The sequence below is a fragment of the Brucella lupini genome, from assembly GCF_002252535.1.
GTDB lineage: Bacteria > Pseudomonadota > Alphaproteobacteria > Rhizobiales > Rhizobiaceae > Brucella > Brucella anthropi.
In genome coordinates this window covers 17,182-42,346 of the sequence record NZ_NNRN01000037.1, presented here as the reverse complement: position 1 = coordinate 42,346, position 25,165 = coordinate 17,182, and the positions used below count along the sequence as shown (strand labels likewise).

The following is a 25,165-nucleotide window of genomic DNA, read 5'->3' as shown; positions in this document are numbered from 1 at the left end:
GGAAAAGACCCGTGACTGATACCAGCGACGAAATGCAGGCTCAAAAGCAGCAGGCTCTTTCGCCGCGTCAGAACGATGTTCTGGAGCAGGCGTTGCGCCTTCTAGTGGAGGGCGGGGACCGCGCTTTGACGACGGCAAGCATTGCACGTGCCGCCAACTGCTCGAAAGAAAGCCTCTACAAATGGTTTGGTGATCGCGATGGTCTGCTGACGGCGATGGTTCGCTGGCAGGCATCGAAGGTCCGTGTTGTGCCGCTGACCCGAGAAAAGCTGGATGCGGAATCTCTTTTCTCGAGTCTGGAACATTTCGCGCGCGACTGGCTGCTGGTGCTGTCGGGAAAAACCTCCATTGCCCTGAACCGGCTGGCGGTCAGCCATGCGGCGTCCGGCAAGTCCACATTAGGTGATATCGTGCTGGCCAACGGTCCTGTGGCCATGGCCAAGCGCCTCAAGCCCATTCTCCATATGGGGCAGGAGGCACGTTTGCTGGCCTTTGACGATATCGATGAGGCATTTCGCACGTTTTTCGGGCTTGTCGTCCGGGACATGCAAATACGGTTGCTGCTTGGCGACCATCTGGAACTGACTGACGACGTGGTCATCCGGGACGCCCGGCGCGCCACCAAGCAGTTTTTCGCCCTCTATGGGGCTTAATCACATCGGTGGACGCTAGGAAACCGAAGAACAATCTGAACGAAGGGAATAAGGAAATGCGCGTTTACTACGATCGGGATGCAGACGTTAACCTGATCAAGTCGAAGAAGGTGGTTATCGTCGGTTATGGCAGCCAGGGCCGCGCCCATGCGCTGAACCTCAAAGACTCCGGTGCCGCTAACGTGCGTGTGGCCCTTCGTGAAGGCTCTGCGACCGCGAAGAAGGCACAGGCTGACGGCTTCGAGGTGATGAATGTTGCTGACGCCGCCAAGTGGGCCGATCTCATGATGATGGCAACGCCTGACGAACTGCAGGCTGATATCTACAAGGAACACATTCACGACAATCTCCGTGATGGCGCGGCAATCGCTTTCGCTCATGGTCTCAACGTGCATTTTGGCCTCATCGAGCCAAAGAAGTCGGTTGACGTCGTCATGATCGCACCGAAGGGCCCAGGCCATACGGTGCGCGGCGAATACCAGAAGGGCGGCGGCGTTCCTTGCCTCATCGCCATTCATCAGGATGCCTCGGGCAATGCTCATGATCTGGCTCTCTCCTACGCTTCGGGCGTTGGCGGCGGTCGTTCAGGCGTCATCGAAACCACCTTCAAGGAAGAGTGCGAAACCGATCTGTTCGGCGAGCAGGCTGTTCTTTGCGGCGGCGTGGTTGAACTGATCCGCACCGGTTTTGAAGTTCTGGTCGAAGCTGGCTATGCGCCGGAAATGGCTTACTTCGAGTGCTTGCACGAAATGAAGCTGATCGTGGACCTGATCTACGAAGGCGGTATCGCCAACATGAACTACTCGATCTCGAACACTGCAGAGTGGGGCGAATACGTCACTGGTCCGCGCATCATCACTGCTGAAACCAAGGAAGAAATGAAGCGCGTTCTGAAGGACATTCAGACTGGCAAGTTCACTTCCGATTGGATGCAAGAATATCGCGCAGGTGCTGCTCGCTTCAAGGGCATCCGTCGCAACAACGATAGCCACCAGATCGAAGAAGTCGGCGAAAAGCTCCGCGGCATGATGCCATGGATCGCAGCGAACAAGCTTGTCGACAAGGCTCGCAACTAAAATCGGCGGGGTTCAGGTTCTGGCCGTCTGCAAATGACATTGGCCCCAGGACCAGAAGTCCATCTGGTTTTCGACCTCGATGAAGGTCGAAAAAAGGGGGCGCTTCTTGCGCCCCCTTCATAGTTGGCACTCTATGGCCGGGTTGATCGTCAACGTAAGGCGAACGAAAAGAACCCAAATTCTGTGCCAGATTTTTCGTTTCGTGCACTTTGAGGCCCAAAACAATTCCGAATATCTTTATTCCATAGAAGCATGGGAAAAGCTGTTCTCGCTTGCCGAAAAGTGCGCTAGAGCTTCACATCCAATAGCCAAGTTTTGAGGAGACTTAGCTATTACAAGTTCCGTAAAATGTACGGATAGTCTAATTGAGGAGATTTCCCGTGTTGGACTGGGAAAATGTATTTGCAACGCGCTCGAAACGTATGCGCGCATCGGAAATCCGCGAACTGCTGAAGCTTCTGGAACGCCCAGATATTATTTCGTTTGCGGGCGGAATTCCTGATCCGGCTCTTTTCCCGCACGAAGAATTCCAGGCAGCCTATAAGGACATTCTTACGGGTCCAGAAGCCAACGCAGCGCTGCAATATTCCGTTTCGGAAGGCTACAAGCCGCTGCGCACCTGGTTGGTCGGAGAACTTGCCAAGATTGGCATTCCCTGCACGGAAGACAATGTGTTCATCACATCGGGTTCGCAGCAGGCTCTCGATTATCTGGGCAAGCTGTTTTTGTCGCCCGCCGACACAGCACTGGTGACCGCACCGACCTATCTTGGCGCGCTGCAGGCTTTCAACGCTTACGAGCCCAATTACGATATGCTGGCGATCAACGGCAACCGCACGCCGGAATCCTATGCAGAGGCTGCCAAGAAAGCCGGCGGTCAGGTCAAGTTCGCTTATCTGTCTGCCGATTTCAGCAACCCGACAGGGGAAACCGTCGATCTTACCGGTCGTGAGAAACTGCTCGCACAGGCTGATGAGCTCGATATTCCGGTTATCGAAGATGCGGCTTATCAGTATCTTCGCTACAATGGCGATGCGATTTCGCCAATTCTGGCGTTGGACATTGCCCGCAATGGCAGTGACATCGAGAAGACCCGCACCATCTATTGCGGTTCCTTCTCCAAGACGCTGGCTCCGGGTTTGCGTGTCGGCTATGTGGTTGCGTCGAAGCCAGTCATTCGTAAGCTTGTTCTCATGAAACAGGCTGCGGACCTTCATTCGTCCACGATCAACCAGATCGCTATTCAGCGTGTTGCGAGCGGCGGCTTTGGTACTCAGGTCGCGAAGCTGCACAAGGTTTATAAGCACCGTCGCGACAAGATGCTCGAAGCGCTGGCGAAATATATGCCTGAAACCACAAGCTGGACGAAGCCTGAAGGCGGTATGTTCATCTGGGTCACGCTGCCGGAAGGCATGGATGGCGCAGCGCTACTTGCTGCATCCATCGATAGCGAGAAAGTGGCGTTTGTTCCGGGGCGGGCATTTTTTGCCGATGGTAGCGGTGCCAACACGCTGCGCCTCAGCTATTCATGCGCCAACGACGAGATGATCGATGAAGGCATCAAGCGCCTTGGTCGTTTGATACGTGCTCATACGAAATCCGCTGCCGCCTAGGTTGGTGGAAATAAAAAAAGCCGGGTTCAGACCCGGCTTTTTTCTTACTGGAATGGCGAATTGCAGCCTGTTCTGGGACCAGCCAACGGCTGGAATGTATTGTCGGATGTTCGGTAGCTGCGATAGCGGTTTGAACACCACTGGATATGATTGCTGCTGGGGCGCGCGCCCGCAGTCGGTGGCTGCATCGTGCGTCGATATTGCAGAGCATCGCCGTTCTTGTAGTTCAATACGCCATGTTCGGTGATATAAGTTCCACTTTCCCGGCAAAGCGTTGAACCGTAGCAGTTGCGAGCGCTCGGATCTGTGCGATTGGCACCTGCCTGACCGCCGATAATCAACGGTCCGCTCGGTTTCAGCGAGGGAAGATATTGGCTGTTACGCAGTTCGACGGCTGAACCCACACTTGCAATGCCTGCAACGAATAGCCCTGTCAGTATCGTCAGGCGCACAATTTTTCGCATCGTTTCAGCTCGCTTTAATCAACGTTCTCCCGATATATGGGTATACTTTATATCCAAGTCACCGCTTCGGCAGAAATTTATTGGTTTCGGAAATCATCCTCTTGCCAATCGCCCAGCAAGCAGAGAGATTGCGAAGACATGTTTACCATAGCTACTTTCAATGTCGAAAATCTGATGCGCCGGTTTGATTTTTCCGGCTTTCGCAATGAATTGCATCAGGATCGCACCCTGCAATTGTTCGAAATCAACGATGAGGCGCAGTATCGCCTTCTTGAGCAGGCGCGCGCTGTGGCGCACGCAGACGACACACGCCAGATGACGGCTCTGGCGATTGCCGAAACGCGGGCCGATATTCTCTGCCTGCAAGAGGTGGATAATCTGGCGGCGTTGAATGCGTTTGAATATGGCTATCTTTTCAAGATGATAGGCCACGGTTTCCGACATAAATATCTCATAGATGGCAATGACAGCCGCGGCATAGATGTTGCCGTTATGATGCGCGACACGACACGGGACGGGCAGCCCATCGAAGTCGACGAAGTCACCAGCTATGCTTATGTAACCTATAATGATTTTGGCCTCTACGAGCCCGTACTTGGGGAACTTGGCCTGGAACCCCATGACCGAATCTTCAAGCGGGATTGCCTGAATTTGGATATCCGCATTGCCGGGAAGCCCATATCGCTCTTCGTTACGCATCTGAAATCGATGACGGGCGCGCGCAACGGATTTGACGGACGGACAGCATCTCTGCCGGTGAGACGCGCAGAGGCGCGCGCCATGCGCCGTATCATCGAGGATAAGTTCGGACCATCCAATGTTGCAGATCGCCGCTGGCTGATTTGTGGTGATTTCAATGATTATCGTGAGCGGATCATTATCGGGGGCGATGAATGGAACGGCTATCAGTTCACGCCAATGGTTGAAGAAGAAAGTGCGTTGGACGTGCTCTTAGCCGATGGGTTTGCGGTCAATCTGGTCGAGCGCCGTCCCGTTATGGACCGCTGGACGCTTTACCATACGCGCGGGCCGCAGGAGCGTCATCTTTGCCAGCTTGATTACATCATGGCATCGCCTTCTTTTGCGAAGAAAAATGAGAAGGCGGTTCCGAATATCATTCGGCGTGGCCAGCCTTGGCGCACGATTTTTCCACCTGATCAGCAGATCGAGCGTTATCCTAGAACAGGTTGGGATCGCCCGAAAGCAAGCGATCATTGTCCGGTTGCAGTGACATTGAACATGGTTTGAGCGATGAAGCAGGTTCGGGAAAATACTGTCCACATTATTGACAGTGCCGATGTCCGGGTACTGCCCGGTCCTTTATCATATACCGTGGATAACCACGAAGCGATTGCTTCGAACTGGACACGTGAGCGGGCGGCCAACCCTACTTTGTTCGATGGCGAATTCTATCTGGCACCACACGCAGAACTGATTGGCGGCGTGTTTCAGGCTGGCTTCAAGCGCACCAGTTTTGCAACGCTGATGCACTGGCGGCATGACGTATCGCAGGAACGTCCGTGGCACATTTTCGGTGTCGGTGTGGTCGTCTCGAGCGAAGGACATTTGATCGCCGGGCGTATGAGCACACAAAATGCCGGGGCGGGAAGGGTCTATTTTCCGGCGGGCTCAGTGGATGATAATGACATTGTCGATGGAGCTGTCGATTATGACGCCAATCGGCAACGGGAGGTTCGCGAGGAAACGGGTCTTGATCTTCTTGACGCGCGTGCGGAGCGACAGATCAATCTTGTGACAGGAAACCGTAGCATCGCGCTTTTCCGCCGTTATTATTTCGATGCGCCGTCAACCGATCTGGTATCACGGATTGAACGATATCTTTCTGCGGAGGAAGAACCGGAACTATCAGAGATCATACCAGTGAAGGCAGCTCGAACGATGGGAGACGCAACACCGTCCTATGTGCGAGCATTTGCCGACTGGCATTTCAACAATCTCTAAAGCTTGGCCAGACTTGCAGATGACAGCGGCGCGAAATTGGCTATGCTCGCAGACAATGCGAAGCATGAGACATTGGAGTGAAACCGACCTCGCAGTCGGTTTTGTGTGTAGGTCGAGGGGAGAATAAGGGATGAATGACGCCGCCGTTTCCGGCAGATTCTATGAGGTTTTCGACGTTTTCGCCGACAAGGCTCTGGCTGGAAATCCGCTGGCTGTCGTCCATGATAGCGAAGGTTTGACCGATGCGCGTATGCAGGCCATCGCACGCGAGTTCAATCTTTCCGAAACGGTTTTCATTTTTCCCCCGAACAATCCCGCACATGAAGCGGCGGTGCGTATCTTCACGCCTGATTATGAGCTTCCCTTTGCCGGGCACCCGACAGTGGGGGCTGCCGTGTCGCTGGCTCGCCGTCGTAAAACTGGTGATGAGACCGACAGGCTCGTGGCTTTGGAAGAGAAGGTCGGTATTGTTCGCTGCGGCGTGATATTGGGCGAAAATAGCGCCTTCGCCGAGTTCGATCTGCCCCGCCTGCCGGAGCGAGTTGATGTCAAGGTCGAGAAAGAAGAGGCCGCTGCTGCGATCGGTCTCGGTACACATGAGATCGGATTTGAGAACCATGTGCCTGGCGTCTGGAGCGCGGGCACACCTTATCTGCTCGTGCCGGTTCACAATCTGATTGCCGCAGCAAAAGTGTCCATTGACCCGGTCTATGTGAACGAAAGCCTCCCACACGTCGATGGCCGACCTTTGCCGATTTACGTCTATTGCCGCGAAACGATTTTGTTCGACAGCAATTTCCATGCGCGCATGTTTGTAACGGGGGCGAATGTCTATGAAGATCCGGCTACGGGCTCGGCTGCAGCCGCCTTTGCAGGCATGATTCAGAAGAACGACAAACCTGTTGACGGCAGTTCGCAGTGGTGGATCGAGCAGGGAATGGAGATGGGGCGACCTTCGCGGATTCGTCTCGAACTGGACGTTGCCAAGCAGCAGCTCACGGGAGCGAGGATTGGAGGCACGGCGGTCAAGATCGCGGAAGGGCGTTTGTTCGTCTGATAAATTAGCTCTACTTGTGTTTTGATTACAGTCAAAGCTGTAGGCCCGCCCTATGTTAGTTTGTTGGCAGATAAACAAACAGCGGAGGCGTGCCATGATGATCAGGGAAATGTCGGAATACGATATCCGGGACATGATACAGCACACCCATCTCGGGCGGCTGGCTTATGTTCTCGACAATCGTCCGTTTATCGTACCGCTTAGTTTCCGGTTCAGTGGCGGCTCGCTCTATTCTTTTACCACCGATGGGCAGAAGACCGAGGCCCTGCGCAAGAATGATGCAGTTTGTATTCTTTTCGATCATATCGAATCCCGGACAAACTGGCGCACCGTTGTGCTGAACGGTCATTATCGGGAAATCGATCGTGATGAGGAAAAAAATGCGATCGTCGCGCTTATGGCTTCGGAACCGACCTGGTGGGAACCGGCATACATAAAGACGGTCGCGAAGGACGGACACGAACGCAAACTTGAACCGATCTTCTTCCGTATCGATATCGAAAGCGCGACGGGTCACCAGACTGGCTGAAAAGGAAGAAGGCCCGATAATTTCGGGCCCTTTCGATGTGGCTTTATTTTACCACTAGAACCGGTGTGTTGCTGCGCGTCAGGACTTCGTAGGTTTGACTGCCAAGAAGCATACCTTTCAGTCCGCGACGACCATGAGAGGCCATGACGATAAGATCGTTGCGCAGTTCTTTAGAAGTTTCAATGATCGATGTCGCCGGATGTGGGGCAACCACATGCAGCGTATGAACTTCGACTTCCGTTTCAGCCGCCAGTTCGCGGGCACGAGCGAGGGATTTATCGGCATATTCATTCCATTCCTGCTCGAAGCGCTCGATGAAGGCAGGGCTATCAGTCCAGCCGCCAGGAAGCCCCGAAACGGAATAGGGAGCGGTCACAGTCAGTACCGTCGCCTTCGCGCGGACTGTTCGTGCCAGTTTAAATGCGTGGACGAGCCCGCGCTCTGCAAATTCTGACCCATCGGTGGTTACGAGAATATTCTTGTACATGCTGCCCTCGCTGTTGCTTTTCCATCTTTAAGCTACAGCATCGGGCCAAAAATCGGGATCGATTTTTTGGAAAGCACGATGCGTAATTTCAGTAAATTAGAGCGACCTTTGTGCGTCCAAATGGACGCACGGCGCTCTGATGCGTTAAAGAACCATTTCAAACCCTTGCCTGACGAGTTGTTTAGACGGAACGATTTCATGCCCCTCGACTGCGATGCATTTCATGCCAGCTGGATAGCGACAGTTCTCAATCTCGACTGGCCGTCACGCAGTTCGTCCCGTATCGAGGACGATGCTGAACGCATAAAGCGTCAGAAAGAAGAGCTGCTCAGACTTTTCGATGAAGCATCTGAGCATGGTATCAATGCTGTCATCTTTCAGGTTTCGCCGACTGCCGATGCATTTTATCAGTCATCCTATTTGCCGTGGTCGTCCTATCTGACTGGAACTCTCGGTAAAGATCCCGGCTTTGATCCGCTGAAATTTGCAATTCAGGAAGCGCATAAGCGCGGCATAGAACTGCATGCATGGCTTAATCCCTACCGTGTTTCGATGGATACGAAGCCGTCTACCCGCAAGGAATTGCGGAATTCGTCAAACGAGTCGCCAGTCAGTGTTTTCAAGTCCCACCCCGACTGGGTCGGTGTTTCAGCCGACCGTTACGTCCTTGATCCTGGCATTCCGGCTGTCCGTGAATGGGTGACGAATGTGACGGCAGAGGTCGTCCAGAAATACGATATCGATGGGATTCAGTTCGATGACTACTTCTACTACGAGACAGCATCGTCGAAACTTGACGACGACAAATCATATGCACGGTTTGGGACACGGTTCTCGAGCAAATACGAATGGCGTCGCTACAATACCCATACGTTGGTGCGAGAGATTTCAGACAAGATAAAAGCCATCAAACCAAATGTTCGCTTCGGCATCAGTCCGAGTGGCGTTTGGCGCAACGCTGCGGACGATCCGCGTGGTTCTGCAACTCGCGCCGGGAAAACGAACTATGACGGAGATTTTGCTGACACCCGGCGCTGGGTGAAAGAAGGCATGATCGACTATATCGCGCCGCAGATTTACTGGTCCTTTGGCCGCAAAGATGTGTCTTACGGGACGATTGCGAAATGGTGGGCCGATACCGTTCGCGGCACGAAGACCGATCTTTATATTGGTTTGGCACTCTATCGGGCCGGTTCTGGAACCACACTTGAACCCAGTTGGCAGGCGGGCGAGGGCGTGACCGAAATCAAGCGCCAGCTAGAATTCAATGAATCTTTGCCGGAGGTGAAAGGGAGCATTCTCTTTCGTCAGGGTTTCCTCTCCGACCCGAAGCTGAAAGGTGTGTCGAACTATCTGAAAAAGACGTGGGGCAAGTGCAGGCCACGGAAAAACTAACGGCAAAAAAACGACGACGATTTGCGGAATTGTTGTTTGTTTGATTGAAATCAAAGAGCTTCGTTTGAGCGGGTGCTAACCAACAATCGTTGCCGGTTTCCACCAGAGTCGGTGACCCGGGGTGCCGAGGCCCTACTCGAATGGCACCCCGGCTAAATCAATCTGTCGAGCGCATGAGCGCGATCTTTCTGTAACGTCGTCTGTCGACAGCCAGCGGGTGCTGTCGACGTTACTCCCCTCTGTTTCATAAAATCAGCACCCGCGTCTCTAGCAACATTGTTCTGTATTTTAGCGGTTCTTGATCCTAATCAAGGCGGGCAGCCTTTACTCCGATTAGAGCAGGTTTAACCGGGAGTTTACGATTCTGGATCGCTTCCCCCAATTCACCGGTTGCTAAATGAAAAGGTAGTTCCATATCCTCCCGAGAAGGTTCTGGCAGACGCCGGAGGCGGGGCGGTGGGGACAATCAAAACCCTTGCAGGCAGCGACCGCTTGCCGGTGCTTCATTTGAAGACGGTATTGTGACGACGATGGCAATGAGGGTGTTTCATTATGGCTTTCAACCGTAAGCAATGGATACTGGCTGGAGCGATTATCGTCCTTGCCGCAGGCGGGTACTATGCCTGGAAAGCGCTGAACGGCGATGGGTTGCCGGACGGTATCGCCAAGGGCAATGGACGCATCGAGGCGGTTGAGATCGATATTTCGACGAAGAGCCCGGGTCGCATTCGCGAAATCCTCGCAGATGAAGGGGATTTCGTTCAGGCAGATGATATTCTCGCACGTATGGATACGGATCAGCTGGAAAGCCAGCGCAAGCAGGCTGAGGCGCAATTGCGCCGTGCTGAGATCGGTATCGAGACAGCGCGCAGTCTTGTCACGCAGCGCGAAGCCGAACACACGGCTGCAGAAGCGACGGTGGCACAGCGCGAAGCGCAACTGGATGCCGCCCAGCGCCGTCTGGCCCGCTCCCAGCAATTGACGCAATCGCGCACGGTTTCCCAGCAAGTCCTGGACGATGACCGTGCAACTGCGCAGGGTGCGGAGGCGGCTGTCGGTGCAGCCAAGGCGCAACTTGCGGCCACTGAGGCCGCCATTGGGGCTGCCAAGGCACAGGTCGTGGATGCCGAAGCATCGGTTGAAGCCGCCAAGGCGGCAATCGCGAGCATTGAGGCCGATATCAACGACGCCACTTTGAGAGCGCCGAAGCCGGGACGTGTTCAATACCGCGTTGCCCAACCGGGTGAAGTGCTTTCCGCAGGTGGGAGGGTGCTCAATCTTGTAGACGTCAGCGACGTTTACATGACTTTCTTCCTGCCGACGGGGCAGGCCGGGCGGGTGGCCATGGGGGCCGACGCCCGGATTGTTCTCGATGCCGCGCCGCAATATGTCATTCCTGCAAAGATCAGCTTTGTGGCCGATGTGGCCCAATTTACGCCGAAGACCGTAGAAACGGAGGAAGAGCGCCAGAAGCTGATGTTCCGCGTGAAGGCAAAAATCCCGCAAGAACTGCTTCAAAAATATATCCAACAGGTGAAAACCGGATTGCCGGGCATGGCCTATGTCAAGCTTGACCCCAATGCCGAATGGCCGAAGAATCTCGCGGAAACCGTGAAATGAATGGTTCTACTGTCAAAGCTGGCGCCAATGACGACAGCTTTGTCGTCCGGGCGCAAGGCGTAGGGCTGTCCTATGGGAAGACGCGCGCTCTGCGCGACGTCAACGTTGATATTCCCGTCGGCTGCATGGTCGGTCTGATCGGACCTGACGGGGTCGGGAAATCAAGCCTGTTATCGTTGGTCGCCGGAGCGCGAACGATGCAACAGGGATGCATCGAGGTTCTCGGCGGTGATATTTCGGACAAGCGTCATCTCCAGTCTGCCTATCCCCGTATCGCCTATATGCCGCAGGGACTTGGGAAGAACCTCTATCCCACGCTTTCGGTGTTCGAGAATATCGACTTTTTCGGACGGCTGTTCGGGCATAATCGAAAAGAACGTGAGCGTCGTATCGCCGATCTTCTGGCGCGCACGGGTATGTCGGCTTTCGCCGATCGTCCGGCTGGCAAACTATCGGGCGGCATGAAGCAGAAGACCAGCCTCTGCTGTTCGCTCATCCATGATCCCGATCTACTCATACTCGATGAGCCGACGACCGGTGTCGACCCCCTATCCCGGCGCCAGTTCTGGGAGCTGATTGATGATATCCGCAAGGATCGCCCCGGAATGAGCGTCATTGTCGCGACCGCTTATATGGAAGAGGCCGAGCGTTTCGACTGGCTGGTCGCGATGAATGATGGACAGATTCTGGCGACGGGTACACCGCAGGAATTGCTGCAGCGCACCAACACTCCAAATCTCGATGCGGCCTTCATTGCGCTCCTGCCGGAGGAATTGCGGAAAGGCCATCAGGACATAGAAATTCCGCACCGGGATTTCGGTGCCGATGCTGAAATCGCCATTGAGGCAGAACACGTCACCGTTCGTTTTGGCAGCTTCACTGCGGTGAATAATGTAAGTTTTCGAATTCCGCGCGGTGAAATCTTCGGTTTTTTGGGTTCCAACGGTTGCGGCAAGACCACGACCATGAAGGTTCTGACCGGACTGTTGCCTGCCAGCGACGGAACGGCGCGACTGTTCGGGCGAGAGGTCGATCCCAAGGATATCGATATACGCCGCCATGTCGGATATATGTCGCAAGCATTTTCGCTTTATTCGGAGTTGACCGTTCGTCAGAATCTGGAACTCCACGCCAAATTGTTCGATATGGCGCCGGATCTGACCGAACGCCGTATCAAGGAATTGACCGAACGCTTTGATCTCATTGAGGTCATGGATTCCTTACCCGATGCCTTGCCGCTCGGCATCCGCCAGCGCCTGTCACTGGCTGTGGCTTTGATCCATTCACCTGATATTCTCATTCTCGATGAGCCGACATCGGGTGTGGACCCGGTCGCTCGTGATGCTTTCTGGCAAATCCTCGCTGATTTGTCGCGCAAGGACAATGTGACGATTTTCGTCTCCACCCATTTCATGAACGAAGCGGAGCTTTGTGACCGGATTTCACTGATGCATGCGGGCAAGGTGCTGATCAGCGATACGCCGAAGGCGATTACCAAGAGTCGCAATGCTGAAACTCTGGAGGAAGCCTTCGTCGCATATCTGCAGGACGCTATTGGCGAGACAGAACAGTCAGCGCCATTGCCGGTAGCCAATTCAGATCAAATGGGAGAGGTAGGCGAAACACACCCAAAGAAGACTCCAGGCTGGTTGCCAGACCTGCGGCGAATGCTGGCTTACACACGACGTGAGGCTTTGGAACTGAAGCGTGATCCGATCCGCGCAACGCTGGCTATTCTGGGTAGCGTTATCCTGATGTTCGTTATTGGTTACGGTATTAACCTGGATGTCGAGGATCTGAAGTTCGCCGTGCTTGATCGTGACGATACGACGATCAGCCGCGATTACACGCAGCAGATTGCAGGCTCGCGATATTTTTCTGAACAGGCTCCCATAACCGATTATGATGATCTGGACCGGCGAATGCGCGATGGAGAGATCAGTCTGGCTATCGAGATACCGCCGAATTTCGGCGCAAATGTCATGCGCGGCCGCCCGGTGGAAGTTGCTGCCTGGATTGACGGTGCGATGCCCACTCGTGCCGAGACGATCAAAGGCTATGTTCAAGGCATGCACGCCAACTGGCTGACGCAAAAAGCCCGCGAGCTTTATGGCAATGCGGCGAATGTTGGCAGTTTCAACCTGGAGATACGCTACCGTTATAATCCAGATGTGCAAAGCCTCGTAGCGATGGTGCCGGCAGTGATTCCGCTACTGCTTCTCATGATCCCTTCGATGCTGGCAGTGTTGAGCGTGGTTCGGGAAAAGGAACTGGGGTCGATCATCAATTTTTACGTGACGCCGGTGACGAAATTCGAGTTTTTGTTCGGCAAGCAGTTGCCCTATATCGGGCTGGCATTTTTGAATTTCCTGATGCTGACAGCCTTTGCGGTGTTTATTTTCCGGGTGCCGTTCACAGGGAGTTTTCCGACTTATGCGCTGGCGGCGCTGCTCTATGTCACAATTGCGACCGGCATGGGGTTGGTGCTGTCCACCTTCATGAACAGCCAGATTGCAGCGATCTTCGGAACGGCACTTCTGACACTCATTCCGGCTGTGCAATATTCCGGTATCATTGACCCCGTATCGTCGCTGCAAGGTGCGGGCGCGTTCATCGGTAAAATCTATCCCGCGACTTATTTTGTGACCATTTCTCGCGGGGTTTTCTCCAAGGCACTGGGTTTTGTCGATCTGGCAGGTTCGTTTTTGCCGTTGTTAATCGCGGTGCCGGTTCTCATGGCGCTCGCTATCGTTCTTCTCAAGAAACAGGCGAGCTAAGATGCGGATATCTAACATATTCCAGCTTGGAGTGAAGGAACTGCGTGGTTTGGCGCGCGATCCGATGCTGCTGATCCTGATTGTCTATGCCTTTACGCTTGCGATCTATACGGCATCGAAAGCAATGCCCGAAACCCTCAACAATGCGGCGATAGCGATTGTCGACGAAGATCAGTCGCCGGTTTCGAGCCGGATCACGACGGCATTTTATCCGCCATATTTCGTGCCTCCGAAGCTGATTTCATCCTATGAAATGGATGCCCGGATGGATGAGGGGCTTGATACTTTCGCACTGAACATACCGCCGAATTTCCAGCGTGATCTTCTGGCGGGTCGTTCGCCGACAATTCAGCTCAATGTCGATGCAACCCGAATGAGCCAGGCCTTTACCGGTGGCGGCTATGTGCAGTCGATTGTGTCGAGCGAGGTAAGCGAATTCCTCAATCGCTATCGCGGTAGCGCACAAACGCCGGTTGAACTCAATCTCAGAGCGAGATTCAATCAGGATTTGAACAAGGGCTGGTTTGGTGCGATCAACAATGTGATTTCATCGGTTACGATGCTATCGATCATCCTGACGGGCGCGGCGCTCATTCGGGAACGCGAACACGGAACCATAGAGCATCTATTGGTAATGCCCGTGACGCCGGTTGAAATCATGGTCAGCAAGATTTGGTCCATGGGGCTTGTCGTGCTGGTTGCTTCTGCATTCGCATTGGTCTTCGTGGTACAGGGGCTGCTTGCCGTTCCTATCTATGGGTCGGTGTCGCTGTTTCTCGTTGGTGCTGCGCTCCAGCTCTTCGCAACGACCAGCCTTGGTATTTTTCTGGCTACGGCGGCCGGTTCGATGCCGCAGTTCGGAATGTTGCTCATGCTGGTGCTTTTGCCTTTGCAGGTGCTTTCGGGAGGGACAACACCTCGCGAAAGCATGCCTGAAATCATCCAGACAATCATGCTGGCAGCGCCGAATACGCATTTCGTCATATTGGCCCAATCGATCCTGTTTCGCGGAGCAGGGCTGGGTGTCGTCTGGCCGCAATTTCTGGCGCTGATCGTCATTGGCTCTGTGCTGTTCTACTTCGCGCTTCAGCGTTTCCGTGCGTTCCTGCGATAGGAAAATTCTTTAAAATCAGGAGGCTGAATCCATTCCCTGCGAATGTGATTCAGTTTTCTGTGCCGGATTGTGCTTTAGTGGAGTTGCGAATCCTTAACCATGTTGCTATCGCAATTCTCAGGAAACGGTTCCGCTGTTCAGGCGGATGAAAAGGGAACACGGTGAAGCCATCCTGGTTGATGCCGCGACTGCCCCCGCAACTGTAACCGGAGAGCTATCCTCCACAGCCGTGCAAGCGGTAAAAGCCACTGAGAGCAGTCGATGCACTCGGGAAGGCGGAGGGAAAGCGACGACCCGGAAGTCAGGAGACCTGCCGTATCCGGTCACCCATGCATGGATACGGGGTGTGTCCAGGCGCGGCTGTCCGTGGCGGTGACATTGTTGAAATGTTGCCGTCAGGGAGAAGGGCCTTCAGTGCCACTATCACTTCAACCTGCGGTGCGAGGAAAAGCCGGTATCGTTCTTCGGTTCGGCGGGTTGAGGGAAAATGCATCTTTTGAAATCATCTGTTTTATTGGTATCGGCCAGCGTTCTTGCGCTGCCGTCCACGACGCTTGCTCAAAGTCTGCCGAATAGTGCTGACAGTGTCGTCCTCGATACAATCGTGGTTACACCATTGCGCCGCGCGTCTTCGCTGCAGCGCTCGACCTCATCTGTAACGGTTATCGATTCAGCCGATATCGAACGGTCGGCTGCTCCCGATCTCCAATCGTTGCTGAAGTCCTATAGCGGTATCTCCATAAAGACGAACGGCGGGCAGGGCTCGTCGTCGGACATTTACATGCGTGGCATGTCTTCCAAGCAGACGGTTGTTCTCATCAATGGTGTGCGCACGGCGTCGGCGACAACCGGAGCAACTGCGCTTGCGAACATTCCTCTGAGTTCCATCGACCGTGTTGAAATTGCCAAGGGCTCTCATTCTGCGCAATACGGCGCCGATGCCATGGGCGGGGTGATCAATATCATCACCAAGCAAGGCGGAGCCTGCGGTGAGCGCTCGTGGTGCGGCAGTCTTTCTACCGGTGTCAGCCATCCATGGGGTGGATATGCTTCCGGGACCATACAGGGAAGAAGCAACGACGGTGTCGACTATGCCTTTAGTGCGGCCATAACCGGCACGCAAGGATATGACTTCACCACATCGGATGCCTATGGTCATGAACCAGATCGCGATGGATTCTTGCAGGGCTCGTTCAACTTTGCCCTATCGAAGGATTTCGACTGGGGTAAAATCTATGCAGACGGTCTCCTAAGCCGAGGGCGCAATCAGTATGATGCCAAGGCACCGTCACCGAACCAGGCCGATAGTACCGCATTTACGGGCAAGATCGGAACACGCATCGATCATACGGCGGATTGGTCATCCACGCTGGAATTCAGCACCGGTATCGACAACAGCCGTAACTTCCGGAAAGACGTGAGCGGTTCGGACCAGTTTGAAACCAAGCGTTATGGCGTTTTTGCCTCGACCGAGAAGAGTTTCGACACCGGCACGGTCAACCACACCGTGACCGCTGGTGTGGAAGCCTATCGCGAGGAGATCAACACCACCGTTGCTTATGATGAAACCAGCCGCGATCTGGCTGCAGTATTTGGTCAGTATTCGCTGGAGTATGAGGCGCTGCGCTTCGATGGCGGGCTGCGTTACGACCATAATGGGCAGTTCGGCGATGTCGTGACCTACAATCTCGGTACGAGTTATGAAGTTCTGCCGGACCTTGTTTTGCGATCATCCTATGCCACGGGTTTTCGGGCGCCAACATTCAACGAACTCTATTATCCGGGCTTCGCCAACCCTGATTTGCAGCCGGAAAAGTCCCGTTCGTATGAAGTTGGTTTGAACTGGCAGGCTACGGCTTCGACAAGCCTTGATATGGCGTTCTACCAGACATGGTTGCGCGATGCGATTATGAGCACAGCTCCATCCTATCTGCCTTACAATGTTGCCAGCGCGAAGGTTACGGGTTTCGAAGCCACATTGGCACATCGTTTCGATGATCGCTGGGGCGTCAAGGGATCGGTCGATCTGAAGCAGCCAATCGATGAAGATACGGACAAGGATCTTCCCTATCGTGAACGTTTCAAGGCGGCGGCTGAGGTCAACTTCACTCCTATTGAAAAGCTCGATCTGACAGCAAGATTGATCTATGGCGGTTCGCGCTATGCTGATGCTGCGAACAGCAAGAAACTTGGAGACTATGTGACCGCTGATTTCGTGGCACTTTATTCCATCGACAAGCAGTCGCAGTTGAAGTTCTCAGTCGAGAATATCTTTGACAAGGACTATCAGACCAGCTCTGGCTATATTGCACCGGGACGCACGATCAATGTCGGATTGACCCGGAATTTCTGAGGCTGAACAGAGAATGAAAAGGGCATCTGCAAAACGGATCATCAGCTTCTGCCTCACGGTAGGGCTGGCCCTTTTCGTTCGAAATACAGCCGACGCGGCGGATATGCCCCGGCGCGTCGTTTCCATAAACGTATGTACGGATCAGTTGGCATTGCTGCTGGCCGATGAGGGGCAGCTAAGGTCGGTTTCCTATCTGTCGCAAGACCCTGAATTGTCCGTCATGGCTGCGAAAGCTCGCGAGGTGCCGGTCAACCATGCGCAGGCGGAAGAAGTTTTTCTGATGAAACCTGATCTTGTGCTGGCGGGCACATTCTCGTCGAGAGCAACGGTTGGGCTGTTGCGCAGGCTGGGTATCCGTGTGGAAGAGTTCGCGCCTGCCCGCACGTTTGGCGATATAGAAGATCATCTGCGTCGCATGGGCGAGGTGCTCGGAAGACAGGCGGAAGCCAGCCGGGAAATCGACAAAATGAAAACTGCTCTGGCGGCAATCCAGCCTCCGATCCGTCGCAAGACGGTCGCGCTTTATTATGCCAACAGTTACACATCCGGCCGGGGGACGCTGGTTGATGAGGCCGTGCGTCGTGCCGGGCTTGACAATCTGGCCGACAAGGCAGGGATCAGCGGTTCTGCGCCGCTGCCGCTGGAAAAGCTGGTGCTCGAGAAGCCGGATATTCTGGTGCGCAGTTCAAGAGATCGCGCGCCTGCGCTGGCTTTCGAGAATTTCGAACATCCGGCACTGCGGGCGCTTGAAAAACAGGCGAGGGCGGTGACGATAGCGGATAATCTGACGGTTTGCGGTGGTCCATTCAGTGTGGAAGCTGTGGCAGAGCTCGCGGAGGCGGCGCGTGACTGAACGGAACCGCTTCTATCTTCTGCTCGTCGGGCTGGCCATGCTTGTGGTTTTGCTTTTCATCGTTTCACTGCTGACAGGGCCTGCTGCGATCAGTATGACTGACAGCCTCAGGGCGCTTTTCGGCGATGATAGCGAAATGATCGCACTCGTCATGCGTGAAATCCGCCTGCCGCGGGCACTGCTCGCGCTCCTCATCGGCGCTTCTCTTGGATTGTCTGGCGCTGCCTTGCAGGGCTACCTGCGCAACCCGCTCGCGGAACCCGGATTGTTGGGTGTGAGCGCATCCGCGTCATTCGGCGCTGTTATTGCTATTTATAGCGGTCTCTCGCTTCTGTTCCCGCTGGCTTTGCCGCTCCTCGCGCTTGCAGGTGCCTTTGTGTCGGTGTTTCTCGTCAAGCTTCTGGCGGGGCGCAATGCTGGTACGCTTGCGGTCATATTGGCCGGCGTCGCGGTGACCAGTCTCGCCGGTGCATTGACGGCGCTGGCGCTCAACCTGTCGCCCAACCCATTTGCCGCAATGGAAATCGTCTTCTGGATGCTCGGATCGCTGGCGGATAGATCGATGACGCATGTGGCTCTCGCCGCACCGTTCATCCTCATTGGCTGGGTGATGCTTCTGGCACTCGGGCGCTCACTCGACAGTCTGACACTGGGGGCTGATGCTGCGGCAACGATGGGCGTCAATCTGGCTCGTGTGCAGCTTTTTGCCGTGCTGGGCACAGCGGCCTGCGTGGGTGCTTCCACCGCTGTCGCCGGTGCAATCGGTTTCGTAGGACTGGTGGTTCCTCATCTTCTGCGGCCGCTTGTCGGTGCGCGTCCATCACGATTGCTGATTGCAAGTGGCTTCGGCGGGGCTGCCCTATTGTTGGCGGCAGACGTATTGGTGCGCGTCGTCATGCCGGGACGGGAACTGAAACTGGGCGTCCTGACGGCAATCATTGGCGCACCGTTCTTTCTGTGGCTTGTGTTCAAGTATCGGAGGCAACTCGTATGACATCGCTTTCGATAAAGAATCTTTCAGTGACGCTTGGCGGGAAGGCAGCACTCAGCGACGCAAGTTTCGATATTCATGGCGGTGAATTCATCGGACTGATCGGACCTAATGGTGCTGGCAAGACGACATTGTTGCGCGCCATTTTGGGACTTGTGAGGTCCAGCGGGGAAATTTCGCTCGACACAGGCGATGTGCGCCACATGAGCGCTTCGACAAAAGCACAGAACCTCGCTTATCTGCCGCAGGAGCGTGATGTCGCGTGGCCGGTATCCGTGGAGATGCTTGTTTCTTTGGGACGCTCCGCCTTGAAGCCGGTTTTTGCGAGCATGAGCGCACAGGATAAAATGCTCATCGAGACCGCAATGCAGCGTATGGATGTTACCCGATTTCGGGAACGGTCGGCGATCGAGCTTTCCGGCGGAGAACGGGCACGCGCGCTGATTGCGCGCGTTCTGGCGCAGGATACGCCCGTAATACTCGCCGATGAGCCGGTGGCTGGGCTCGACCCTTCTCATCAGCTTGGATTGATGGAAAGTTTTGCCGAACTTGCAAAAGAGGGGAGGACGGTTGTCGCCTCATTGCATGAGTTGAGCCTTGCGGCACAGCATTGCACACGCCTTATTCTGCTCGACAAGGGACATATCGTTGCGGATGGGGAACCAACGAAAGTTCTCACGCCGCAACTGCTGCACGACGTCTATGGTATTCGAGCGAAAATCATGACGGTGGATGGCGAGTTCATCGTCCATCCGACCTCACGTATTGGCTAGTGGATTGAATTTGACGTTTGATACCCGTCCGATATAAATTTCGTTTCAAACGTCAAATTCGAAAAATCCACTAGATTCATAAAGTTACTAGTGGTCTTTTTGATTCCGACATTTGCTCAGCGCTCATATCCGAGGGATACAAATGTCGGAATCAGACCACTAGACATTTTTCCACCGATGCTCGCGGGAAGAGGCGTAGATGGTTTCTACAGCCTTCTGGACTTCGTAACCCTCGCGGAAGTCGGCGTGATTGGTCTTCTGCCCCGCAATGGCCAACAGGAAGTCGCGAACTTCGATCGTCTTGAGATCGTTGAAGCCGATCTGGTGGCCGCCCGCTACGCAAAATGCGCCATAGGGTTCGTGTTCGGGGCCAGCAAAGATCTTGCGAAAGCCTTGTTGTCCTTTTTTGTCGGAAAAGAGAAACAGGTCGAGCTCATTGAAGCGTTCCTGTGAAAAGAAGAGGGAGCCTTTCGATCCGGAAATTTCGAAGTCGTGCTGCATCTTGCGACCGCTGGCGATCCAGCTCGCTTCGATTGTGCCCGTTGCCCCGTTTTCAAAACGCACGAAAGCGCGGCAGACATCGTCTGTTTCCACGGGTTTCATCTGCGAAAGGTTCAAACTATCTGGGCGTTCATTGATGATGGTGACGGCGTCTCCCATGACCGTTGTTATCGGCCCAACGAGATAGCGCGCGGCGGCAATGATGTGACTGCCGATATCGGCTAATGCTCCGCCCCCACCTGCCGGATCGAGCCGCCAGGTCCACGGAATGCGGGCATCGGCCATGAAATCTTCGGCATGAATACCGCGAAAACTGCGAATTTCACCTAGCTCTCCGCTGTCGATGATTTCCTTGGCCAGTTTTATCATAGGGTTTTTCAGATAGTTGAACCCAACGGCTGTCTGAACACCTTGCCGTTCTGCGGCGAGCGTCATTTCGAGGCACTCGGCAGCGGTGGGTGCAAGCGGCTTTTCGCAATAAACGTGTTTGCCCGCTTCAATGGCGGCGAGCGCCATCTCCTTGTGAAACCGGTTTGGCGTCGTGATGTCGATGAGATTGATATCCGGGTTGGTGATCAATTCCCGCCAATCTCCAGTGGCATTTGCAAATCCCAGTTGTTTTGCGGCTTTTGACGCCGTTTCAGAATTCACATCGGCCAATGTGTGAAGCTGCACATCGATAGGTAGGTCGAAAACGCGATTGACGTTAGCGAGCGCAAGGGCGTGCGTCTTGCCCATGAAGCCGGACCCGATCAAGCCCGCCACCACAACCTCAGCTCTATCAGCCATTGTCATTCCTCCAGAAACGATGGTCGAAGCGTTTGGTGCTGCGCAACTCCTTTGGGAAATAAGCATATTGTCGGCAGCTTATGCGATTGACATGAGCTACCAGAAATGGAATTATAATTCTACGAGAATTTGTTATGAATGTTTCATTCTATTGAAAAGATCCACGATCTGCATGTATTAACGGGTAAAACGCTTGGAGGAGCGCCGGAATACAGCAGGCGGAAGGTAAAGCGTTAACGCAAACCGGCGGGGAGTGCCGGACAAGGGAGGAGTGAACATGCAATCTCTATTGAAATCGGCAGTGGCCGGGGTGGCGTTGCTGGCTGCGTCTTTCGCAGCCCACGCGGCCGATATTAATATCGTTGTCGTCAGTCACGGTCAGGCATCGGATCCGTTCTGGTCTGTCGTCAAAAACGGCGTTGCCGAAGCGGCAAAGGATACCGGCGCGAAGGTCGATTATCGTGCGCCAGAAACCTTTGATATGGTGCAGATGGCCCAGCTTATCGATGCGGCGATCAATCAGAAGCCGCAGGGTATTGTGGTTTCCATTCCAGATGCGGATGCGCTTGGACCATCGATCCAGCGTGCTGTAGCAGCCGGTATTCCCGTCATTTCCATGAATTCCGGTTCCGATGCCTCGAAGAAGCTTGGCGCTCTGCTGCATGTCGGTCAGGATGAGTTCGATGCCGGTAAGGTAGCAGGCGAAGCATTGAAGAATGCTGGCGGCAAGAAGGGCATTTGCGTCAACCAGGAAGTGGGTAACGTCTCGCTCGATCAGCGCTGCGCAGGCTTCAAGGAGGGCTTTGGTGATGTAACGGTTCTGCCGACATCGACCGATCCTGCTGAAAACGAAGCCAAGGTTCGCGCTGCTCTGGCATCTGATGCTGCCGTCGACACAATCCTGACGCTCAATGCGACACTTGCAGGAGAACCGGCTGTGAAAGCCGCTGCCGAAAGCGGTCGCAGCGGAATCCACGTTGCGACGTTCGACATGTCGGCTGGCTTCCTGGAAGCTGTTGAAAAGGGACAGGCGGACTTCGCCATCGACCAGCAGCAGTTCCTGCAAGGCTACCTTCCGGTCTCGTTCCTCGCGCTTAATGCAAAGTACGGTTTGATGCCGGGCGGTAATGTTCCATCGGGCCCGAACCTGATCACCAAGGACAAGGCCAAGCAGGTCGTGGAACTTTCGGCCAAGGGCATCCGGTAAGCATTGTTTCGACTATCTGATATCGAACCCGCCCATGAAAATGGGCGGGAACGGGTCTCTGTGCCCAGAATGCATCAGGAGAAGATCATGAGTGAGCCACTTCCCCATGAAAAGGCCAACACAGCGGCGCTATCGAAGGATGAGCGGCTTCAGTCGGCGAGCCCAATGCAACGGCTCCTGAGCCGACCGGAATTAGGAGCGGTATCCGGCCTGATCCTAATTACGGTCTTTTTCGTTTCAGTTGCCAATCCGGCGATGTTTACTGCTGCCGGCATCATGAACTTCATGGCTCCTGCTTCGCAGCTCGGCATTCTGGCAGTCGCCGCAGCGCTTCTTATGATCGGTGGTGAATTCGACCTGTCTATTGGCTCGATGGTAGCTTTTGCAGGGCTGATCTTCGCCGCTGCCCTTGTCGTCTGGCAGGTGCCGCTCGGTGTCGCCATCATCGTCACGCTGCTGTTCGCCGCTTTCGTGGGGATGGTGAATGCGCAGATTGTTATCCGGACTGGATTGCCATCATTTATTGTGACGCTCGCATTCCTGTTCATTTTGCGTGGTCTGTCGCTGGTCGGGCTGAAATGGGCAACAGGTGGCGCTACGCAGCTGCGTGGTGTGAAGGAAGCTGTAGCGGGCAGTTATCTGGCAGGCCTGTTTTCCGGCGATGCTTTTCAGGGACTTTTCGCCTGGATGGCTGAAAACGATCTGATTGACAAATTTCCCAATGGTGAGCCTTCGGTAAAAGGCGTGCCGGTCGAGGTTCTGTGGTTCATCGCCATCGCACTTATTGCAACCTATGTGCTGGTACGCACACGCTTTGGCAACTGGATTTTCGCGGCCGGCGGTGATGCTCTGGCTGCACGCAATTCCGGTGTTCCTGTCCGTCGCGTCAAGACAACGCTATTCATGTGCACGGCAATGGCTGCGGCATTGGTGGCTATTCTTACCGTTCTGGATGCCGGTTCAACCGATGCGCGCCGTGGCTTCCAGAAGGAGTTCGAGGCGATTATCGCTGCAGTCATTGGCGGCTGTCTGCTGACCGGCGGTTATGGTTCTGCAATTGGTGCGTTCTTCGGCGCGATCATCTTCGGCATGGTTCTGATCGGGCTGACCTATACCCAGATCGATCAGGACTGGTATTTGGTCTTCCTGGGAGGAATGCTTCTGATCGCGGTGCTCTTCAACAATTTCATTCGCAAGCGTGCGACCGGCGAGCGCTGAGAGGGAGATTTGCCATGACGACACCCATCATCGAAGTTCGCAATCTCGTTAAACATTTCGGCCCCGTCATAGCGTTGAACGGCGTCTCGCTGAGTGTCGAGCCGGGGCAGGTCCATTGCCTGCTTGGCGACAATGGTGCCGGTAAATCAACGCTGATCAAGACGCTTTCTGGCGTGCACAAGCCGACCAGCGGCGACTTTCTGGTCGAAGGAAAGCCCGTCACCTTCAACAGTCCGCGCGATGCGCTCGATCATGGGATTGCGACAGTTTATCAGGATCTTGCGATGATCCCGCTAATGTCGGTCATGCGGAATTTCTTTCTGGGACGGGAACCGACCAAGGGCATCGGCCCAATACGCTGGTTCGATACGCAGCAGGCGGAAGAAGTTACGCGTGAGGAGATGCGCAAGATCGGGATCGATGTCCGTGACCCGCAGCAGGCTGTCGGAACGCTTTCCGGCGGTGAGCGGCAGTGTGTGGCGATTGCCCGCGCCGTCTACTTCGGCGCGAAAGTGCTGATCCTCGATGAACCGACCTCCGCGCTGGGGGTCCGGCAAACGGCGATGGTTCTCAAATACATCAATCTGGTGCGCTCACGCGGGCTGGGTGTGATCTTCATTACGCACAATGTCCGTCATGCTCATGCGGTCGGTGACAAATTCACAGTTCTCAATCGCGGGATAACGCTTGGAACGCGAACGAAGAACGATGTGGACATGGACGAATTGCAAAGCCTCATGGCAGGTGGGCAGGAACTCGCCGACCTGACTGCTGAACTGGGCGGTCGGGTCTGACCGGGATTTTCGGAGCGTAGAATGAACGGACAATTCAATGGCAAAGTTGCCGTCATTACCGGAAGCACGCAAGGGCTTGGCGCAGCAACTGCGAAACTGTTTGCAGAGAGAGGCGCCAAAGGTCTCGTTATATGCGGGCGTTCGGTTGAAAAAGGGCTAGCGCAAGTCGATCAGTTAGCAAATCTCGGAGCCAAAGCGGTCTTCGTGCAGGCTGATCTTGAGAAGGTGGAAGACTGCCGCAGGATCGTTTCGGAAGCCGACCGTGTTTTTGGAAGGCTTGACGTTCTCGTAAACGCTGCTGGTTTGACGGATCGGGGCACTATTCTGGATACGAGCCCGGAATTGTTCGACCGTTTGTTTGCGGTGAATACACGAGCGCCATTCTTCCTCATTCAAGAAGCGATAGAGCTGTTCCGGCGCGACAAGATCGAGGGAACGATTGTCAATATTTCTTCGATGTCGTCCATGGGCGGCCAGCCTTTCATTGCAGCCTATTGCGCTTCCAAGGGGGCGTTGGATACACTGACCCGCAACGTAGCCTATTCGGTTTTGCGCAATCGTATTCGCATCAATAGCCTGAATATTGGCTGGATGGCATCAGACGGCGAAGACCGTATCCAACGCGAGTTTCACAATGCGCCGGAGAACTGGCTGGATGAAGCGGCTAAGAGCCAGCCTTTCGGAAGGCTGATTGAACCAGTCGAAGTTGCCCGCGCGATAGCATTTCTGGCTTCGGAAGAATCCGGCTTGATGACTGGCGCCATCGTGAATTTCGATCAATCCATTTGGGGCGCTTACGGTTCATCTCCGCATCCCGATCAGCCGCTTTGAGCGTTTGATAGTATCTGTGTGTTTGAATGAACGGGATAGTAACCGGCTCAATAGCTGAAATGGCGCGGAAGGTATTTCGTTGAAATTACCAATGATTTTTGTGTTGCC

General features: G+C 54.6%; 22 protein-coding genes and 1 riboswitch. Of the genes, 19 read left to right on the top strand and 3 right to left on the bottom strand.

Translation table 11 applies throughout. The features are described 5' to 3' along the window. Nucleotides 1–11: 11 nt before the first annotated feature. The 3 genes from CES86_RS05810 to CES86_RS05800 all read left to right on the top strand — a co-directional run bounded on the left by CES86_RS05810 (nucleotide 12) and on the right by CES86_RS05800 (nucleotide 3,342). Complete coding sequence (locus CES86_RS05810) at nucleotides 12–653, top strand: TetR/AcrR family transcriptional regulator (RefSeq protein ID WP_010659780.1); 642 nt, start codon at nucleotides 12–14, stop codon at nucleotides 651–653. Nucleotides 654–709: 56 nt separating this feature from the next. Further along, complete coding sequence (gene ilvC / locus CES86_RS05805) at nucleotides 710–1,729, top strand: ketol-acid reductoisomerase (protein WP_010659781.1); 1,020 nt, start codon at nucleotides 710–712, stop codon at nucleotides 1,727–1,729. A 380-nt stretch (nucleotides 1,730–2,109) separates the two neighbouring features. Next, the gene (locus CES86_RS05800; RefSeq protein WP_094513876.1) at nucleotides 2,110–3,342 is read left to right on the top strand and encodes an aminotransferase-like domain-containing protein; all 1,233 of its coding nucleotides are present in this window, start codon (nucleotides 2,110–2,112) and stop codon (nucleotides 3,340–3,342) included. A 44-nt stretch (nucleotides 3,343–3,386) separates the two neighbouring features. Here CES86_RS05800 and CES86_RS05795 read toward each other — a convergent pair whose 3' ends face one another. Next, entirely contained in the window at nucleotides 3,387–3,806 is a 420-nt protein-coding gene (locus tag CES86_RS05795) for a BA14K family protein (protein ID WP_029928991.1), read from the bottom strand. Between the two features lie 138 nt (nucleotides 3,807–3,944). Between CES86_RS05795 and CES86_RS05790 the strand changes: the two genes are divergently transcribed. The 4 genes from CES86_RS05790 (at nucleotide 3,945) to CES86_RS05775 (ending at nucleotide 7,354) form a co-directional block, all read left to right on the top strand. Then, on the top strand, nucleotides 3,945–5,054 hold the full coding sequence (locus CES86_RS05790) for an endonuclease/exonuclease/phosphatase family protein (protein ID WP_012091805.1): 1,110 nt from the start codon (nucleotides 3,945–3,947) through the stop codon (nucleotides 5,052–5,054). A gap of 3 nt (nucleotides 5,055–5,057) precedes the next feature. After that, nucleotides 5,058–5,768 (top strand): NUDIX domain-containing protein, encoded by a 711-nt coding sequence (locus CES86_RS05785; RefSeq protein WP_012091806.1) that lies wholly within the window; start codon nucleotides 5,058–5,060, stop codon nucleotides 5,766–5,768. A gap of 130 nt (nucleotides 5,769–5,898) precedes the next feature. After that, complete coding sequence (locus CES86_RS05780) at nucleotides 5,899–6,825, top strand: PhzF family phenazine biosynthesis protein (protein WP_010659786.1); 927 nt, start codon at nucleotides 5,899–5,901, stop codon at nucleotides 6,823–6,825. Nucleotides 6,826–6,919: 94 nt separating this feature from the next. Next, a complete protein-coding gene (locus CES86_RS05775; RefSeq protein WP_094513874.1) occupies nucleotides 6,920–7,354 on the top strand; it encodes a pyridoxamine 5'-phosphate oxidase family protein in 435 nt (144 codons plus the stop codon). Nucleotides 7,355–7,397: 43 nt separating this feature from the next. Here CES86_RS05775 and CES86_RS05770 read toward each other — a convergent pair whose 3' ends face one another. Next, nucleotides 7,398–7,841 (bottom strand): universal stress protein, encoded by a 444-nt coding sequence (locus CES86_RS05770; protein WP_094513873.1) that lies wholly within the window; start codon nucleotides 7,839–7,841, stop codon nucleotides 7,398–7,400. 198 nt (nucleotides 7,842–8,039) lie between these two features. Between CES86_RS05770 and CES86_RS05765 the strand changes: the two genes are divergently transcribed. The 8 genes from CES86_RS05765 (at nucleotide 8,040) to CES86_RS05730 (ending at nucleotide 19,717) form a co-directional block, all read left to right on the top strand. Further along, entirely contained in the window at nucleotides 8,040–9,236 is a 1,197-nt protein-coding gene (locus CES86_RS05765) for a glycoside hydrolase family 10 protein (RefSeq protein WP_040129204.1), read from the top strand. Between the two features lie 552 nt (nucleotides 9,237–9,788). Continuing rightward, entirely contained in the window at nucleotides 9,789–10,856 is a 1,068-nt protein-coding gene (locus tag CES86_RS05760; protein WP_012091809.1) for an HlyD family secretion protein, read from the top strand. Continuing rightward, nucleotides 10,853–13,633 carry a ribosome-associated ATPase/putative transporter RbbA gene (rbbA, locus tag CES86_RS05755; RefSeq protein ID WP_012091810.1) on the top strand — a complete coding sequence of 927 codons (2,781 nt, stop codon included), beginning with the start codon at nucleotides 10,853–10,855 and terminating at the stop codon, nucleotides 13,631–13,633. Before CES86_RS05760 ends, rbbA begins: the two co-directional genes overlap by 4 nt. Nucleotide 13,634: 1 nt before the next feature. Next, nucleotides 13,635–14,747: an ABC transporter permease gene (locus tag CES86_RS05750; RefSeq protein WP_012091811.1), complete on the top strand. Its 1,113-nt coding sequence runs from the start codon at nucleotides 13,635–13,637 to the stop codon at nucleotides 14,745–14,747. Nucleotides 14,748–14,855: 108 nt separating this feature from the next. Then, nucleotides 14,856–15,079: riboswitch (cobalamin riboswitch) on the top strand. A gap of 155 nt (nucleotides 15,080–15,234) precedes the next feature. After that, nucleotides 15,235–17,100: a TonB-dependent receptor domain-containing protein gene (locus tag CES86_RS05745; RefSeq protein ID WP_094513871.1), complete on the top strand. Its 1,866-nt coding sequence runs from the start codon at nucleotides 15,235–15,237 to the stop codon at nucleotides 17,098–17,100. Nucleotides 17,101–17,113: 13 nt separating this feature from the next. Further along, nucleotides 17,114–17,953, top strand: a complete 840-nt coding sequence (locus CES86_RS05740) for an ABC transporter substrate-binding protein (RefSeq protein ID WP_094513869.1) — start codon at nucleotides 17,114–17,116, stop codon at nucleotides 17,951–17,953. After that, nucleotides 17,946–18,947 carry a FecCD family ABC transporter permease gene (locus tag CES86_RS05735; RefSeq protein WP_094513868.1) on the top strand — a complete coding sequence of 334 codons (1,002 nt, stop codon included), beginning with the start codon at nucleotides 17,946–17,948 and terminating at the stop codon, nucleotides 18,945–18,947. Before CES86_RS05740 ends, CES86_RS05735 begins: the two co-directional genes overlap by 8 nt. Then, the gene (locus CES86_RS05730) at nucleotides 18,944–19,717 is read left to right on the top strand and encodes an ABC transporter ATP-binding protein (RefSeq protein WP_094513866.1); all 774 of its coding nucleotides are present in this window, start codon (nucleotides 18,944–18,946) and stop codon (nucleotides 19,715–19,717) included. The genes CES86_RS05735 and CES86_RS05730 overlap by 4 nt, the downstream gene beginning before the upstream one ends. A 159-nt stretch (nucleotides 19,718–19,876) precedes the next feature. Here CES86_RS05730 and CES86_RS05725 read toward each other — a convergent pair whose 3' ends face one another. Then, the gene (locus CES86_RS05725; RefSeq protein WP_036596328.1) at nucleotides 19,877–21,007 is read right to left on the bottom strand and encodes a Gfo/Idh/MocA family protein; all 1,131 of its coding nucleotides are present in this window, start codon (nucleotides 21,005–21,007) and stop codon (nucleotides 19,877–19,879) included. A 277-nt stretch (nucleotides 21,008–21,284) separates the two neighbouring features. Between CES86_RS05725 and CES86_RS05720 the strand changes: the two genes are divergently transcribed. From CES86_RS05720 to CES86_RS05705, 4 genes are all read left to right on the top strand, one after another. After that, entirely contained in the window at nucleotides 21,285–22,214 is a 930-nt protein-coding gene (locus tag CES86_RS05720; RefSeq protein ID WP_012091817.1) for a sugar ABC transporter substrate-binding protein, read from the top strand. A gap of 87 nt (nucleotides 22,215–22,301) precedes the next feature. Then, complete coding sequence (locus CES86_RS05715) at nucleotides 22,302–23,432, top strand: ABC transporter permease (protein WP_010659799.1); 1,131 nt, start codon at nucleotides 22,302–22,304, stop codon at nucleotides 23,430–23,432. Between the two features lie 14 nt (nucleotides 23,433–23,446). Continuing rightward, nucleotides 23,447–24,226 carry an ATP-binding cassette domain-containing protein gene (locus CES86_RS05710; protein WP_010659800.1) on the top strand — a complete coding sequence of 260 codons (780 nt, stop codon included), beginning with the start codon at nucleotides 23,447–23,449 and terminating at the stop codon, nucleotides 24,224–24,226. A gap of 21 nt (nucleotides 24,227–24,247) precedes the next feature. Beyond that, nucleotides 24,248–25,057 (top strand): SDR family oxidoreductase, encoded by an 810-nt coding sequence (locus tag CES86_RS05705; RefSeq protein ID WP_029928963.1) that lies wholly within the window; start codon nucleotides 24,248–24,250, stop codon nucleotides 25,055–25,057. The last annotated feature ends 108 nt before the right edge of the window (nucleotides 25,058–25,165 follow it).